Annotated in this window: 4 protein-coding genes; 1 reads left to right on the forward strand and 3 read right to left on the reverse strand. The window is 66.0% G+C overall.

What is annotated here, in order from left to right:
• Together VGH54_RS23720 and VGH54_RS23725 are read right to left on the reverse strand one after the other, a co-directional pair.
• Positions 1-449 (reverse strand): enoyl-CoA hydratase-related protein (locus VGH54_RS23720; RefSeq protein ID WP_331514562.1); only part of this gene is annotated, 449 nt, incomplete at its 3' end.
• A 10-nt stretch (positions 450-459) separates the two neighbouring features.
• On the reverse strand, positions 460-1,497 hold the full coding sequence (locus VGH54_RS23725; RefSeq protein ID WP_331514564.1) for an enoyl-CoA hydratase/isomerase family protein: 1,038 nt from the start codon (positions 1,495-1,497) through the stop codon (positions 460-462).
• Positions 1,498-1,729: 232 nt separating this feature from the next.
• On the opposite strand from VGH54_RS23725, the gene VGH54_RS23730 reads away from it, so the two are divergent.
• Positions 1,730-2,581 carry a Bax inhibitor-1/YccA family protein gene (locus VGH54_RS23730; RefSeq protein WP_331514565.1) on the forward strand — a complete coding sequence of 284 codons (852 nt, stop codon included), beginning with the start codon at positions 1,730-1,732 and terminating at the stop codon, positions 2,579-2,581.
• Between the two features lie 64 nt (positions 2,582-2,645).
• Here the strand turns inward: VGH54_RS23730 and VGH54_RS23735 are convergent, their stop codons facing one another.
• Positions 2,646-3,254, reverse strand: a complete 609-nt coding sequence (locus tag VGH54_RS23735; protein ID WP_331514566.1) for a hypothetical protein — start codon at positions 3,252-3,254, stop codon at positions 2,646-2,648.
• Positions 3,255-3,442 lie beyond the last annotated feature (188 nt).

Raw genomic sequence — 3,442 nt, forward strand, 5'->3', positions numbered from 1 at the left:
CGGGTCAGCCGCTGCGAGCCGCCCATGCCCGGCAGCACGCCCAGCTTGATTTCCGGCTGGCCGAATTTCGCGGTGTCGGCGGCGATCAGCACGTCGCACATCATCGCGAGCTCGCAGCCACCACCGAGCGCGTAACCGGCGACCGCGGCGATCGTCGGCGTGCGCACCGCGGCGAGCTTGGCCCATGGGGCGAAGAAGTCGGCGGCGAAGACCTCGGAGAACGCCAGGTGCGACATCTCCTTGATGTCGGCGCCCGCGGCGAACGCCTTCGCCGAGCCGGTGATGATGATCGCTCCGATGCCGGGGTCGTTGTCGAATTCGGCTGCCGCGGTAGTGACTTCGTCCATCACCTGGCTGTTGAGCGCGTTGAGCGCATTCGGCCGGTTCAGGGTGATGGTGCCGACCCGCTCGTCCTGCTCGACCAGGATGGTTTCGTAGGTTTTCGTCATCGCTGCCTTTCTAGAACTTCAGCTCGTCGTCGACGGGTGCGAAATATGCCTCGACGTCGGCCGCGCTCACCTGAGATAGCGAAGCCGGCGACCATTTCGGGTTGCGGTCCTTGTCGACCAGTTGGGCCCGGATGCCCTCCACCAGATCGTGCGAACGCAGCGACGCCGACGACACCCGATAATCCTGGGCCAGAACATCTTCCAGCGTGTCGAGCTTGGCGGCGCGGCGCACCGCCTCCAGCGTGACCGACAGCGCGATGGGGGAGCGGGTCGCGATCAGGTTCGCGGCGTCGTTGGCCGGCCCGGCGTCATGGCCCCGCAGCGCGGCGACGATGTCGGCGACGGTATCACCGGCATAACAGTCATCGATCCAATCCCGCTGCGCGGCAAGCTCGCTGGCCGGCGGTTCGACGGCGTGAGCGGCGATTGCCGACTCGACCCCGTCGGCGGCGATCGCCTGCCGCAATGCGTCCAGTTTGTCGTGCGGCACGTAGTGGTCGGCGAAACCCAGGGCGATCGCGTCGGCTCCGGAGAACGGCGCCCCAGTGAGCGCGGCGTGCAGACCCAGCGATCCCGGAGCGCGCGACAGCAGATACGCCCCACCGACGTCGGGGATAAAGCCGATACCGACCTCGGGCATGGCCACTTTCGACGTCTCGGTCACCACCCGGGTGTTGGCGTGCGCGCCGACCCCGACTCCGCCGCCCATCACGATGCCGTCCATCAGCGCGACGTACTTCTTGGGGTAGCGACCGACCTGACCGTTCATCAGGTATTCGTCGCGCCAGAACCGCCGGGCCTCGGCGCCGTCGGCGCGGGCGCTGTGATAGATCGCCACCACATCCCCGCCGGCGCACAGCCCACGCTCGCCGGCCCCGGCCAGCACCACCGCGCTGATCGCATCGTCGCGCTCCCACACCGTCAAGACCGCGCGCAAGCCAGAGACCATGCCCTGATTCAGCGAGTTGATCGCCTTGGGCCGGTTCAGCGTCACAAAGCCGACGCCGCCCTCGACTCGGCTCACGATGTCGTCGGATTCATCCGTCACGCGTGTGGTCTCCGCTCGGTGAATGGTCTTGAGCAATCCCTTGTCGAATGCAGGTGAAGGCCTGACGAGCAATCTAGATCGTTACCCTTGCCAGGGTGCCCGCGGGTAAGGTTTATCTGGAGTAGCACCGGCCGCACATTCGGGTATCTTCCGCTGGGAACCTGGCTGGACTACCGTTCGTTGATCACTTGTTCGCATAGCTCGAAGACACAGCTCACGAGAGGAACCGACGGTGCGGGAAACTAGCAACCCGGTATTTCGCTCGCTGCCCAAGCAGCGCGGCGGATACGCGCAGTTTGGCAGCGGCGTCGCAGGAGCCGCGACTCAATACGGGCATCAGGCGGACCCCTATGCCCCCTACACCGACCAGCGGGCAGGCGTTTCCCGCCCGCTGACCATTGACGACGTCGTCACCAAGACCGGGATCACTCTGGCGGTGCTGTCGGCCGTCGCCGTCGGCTCGTACTTCATGGTGGAGGGCAACCAGGCCTGGGCCGGCCCGTTCACCTTCATCGGTGCGTTCGGTGGTCTGGCCATGGTGCTGGTCGCCACCTTCCTCCGTAAGCAGGACAACCCGGCGATCGTGTTGACCTACGCCGCGCTGGAGGGGTTGTTCCTCGGGGCGATCTCGTTCTTGCTGGCCAACTTCTCGGTGTCGAGCACCAGCGCGGGCGCCATGATCGGGCAGGCGATCCTGGGCACGGTTGGGGTGTTCGCCGGAATGCTCGTCGTCTACAAGACCGGCGCCATCCGGGTCACCCCCAAGTTCACCCGGATGATGGTCGCCGGCATGTTCGGTGTGCTGGCCCTGATGCTGGGCAACCTGGTGCTGGGTATGTTCGGCGTGGGCCACGGCGAGGGCCTGGGCCTGCGCAGCGGCGGTCCGCTGGCCATCATCTTCTCGCTGGTCTGCATCGGCTTGGCGGCGTTCAGCTTCCTGATCGATTTCGACGCCGCCGACCAGATGATCCGTGCCGGAGCGCCCGAGAAGGCCGCCTGGGGTATCGCGTTGGGCCTGACCGTCACTCTGGTCTGGCTCTACATCGAGATCCTGCGTCTGCTCAGTTATCTGCAAAACGATTAGGGCTTGACACCGAAAAGCCCGGCACGCGTGCGTGCCGGGCTTTTCGATGTGTCAGCGTCGTGCGTCAGCTCAGCCCGTTCTTGATGGCCGTGTCCTGCTTCTGGCCGAGTTCGGTGACGAAATCAGGCGGCGGCAACATGTCGGGCGGACCGACGAAGTTCAGCGTGGTGAACGCCTTTCCCTCGGTGAACAGCAACGTCATCACGCCCTTGGAGCCGTCGGGTGAGTTGCCCGAGACCGTGGTACCGCCACTTCCCACCAGAGCTGGTGCGGGGGTTCCCCGAACGGAATCACCCAGCTTGGCCCTGGCCGCGTCGAGCGCGCCGGCCGCCGCGGCAGGGTCGGCGAGCACCAGGATGGTGTCGTGAATCTGGCGACTCTTGTCGTCGTTGCTGAACGTGGTCTCGGTCCCGGGCCGGCCGTTCGGGTTCGGTATCACCGGGCCGGCGGTGAAGGCCATCGGTGTATCGATGTCTTTGGCCTGGATCAACAGTCGGCTGTAGTCGGCGGACTGGGCTTGCGCCGAGCTCGCTGTCGAGCCGTGGCTGGTGGGGGCCGCGGCTGAAGTCGACGCCGCCGGTGCTTTCGGATTGCTTTTGCAGCCGCCGGCCGAGGCGGAAGTGACGGCCAGCGCGGCTGTCACCAGGGCGAGTGTCTTCAGCGAAACGCTCATGGCGCCGCTCCATTTCCTGGGATGTCTAGGCCGCCGAGTCGTCTGGCACTCGGATGCATAGGCCACCGGGCGGCGGCTGGCAAACCGTAACCCAGTCCGGGTGGTTCCATGCCCGAACCGGGTGGTTACGCCAGTTTTGGCGGCAAAACTGCGTGGCGCAGCGACCCTTGGCGAATCAGCTCAGCCGC

Source organism: Mycobacterium sp. (assembly GCF_036488105.1).
GTDB lineage: Bacteria > Actinomycetota > Actinomycetes > Mycobacteriales > Mycobacteriaceae > Mycobacterium.

What these genes read in the sequence shown, in the direction of transcription:
- VGH54_RS23735 (WP_331514566.1), bottom strand. Translation starts at nt 3,254, where the DNA reads ATGAGCGTTTCGCTGAAGACACTCGCCCTGGTGACAGCCGCGCTGGCC.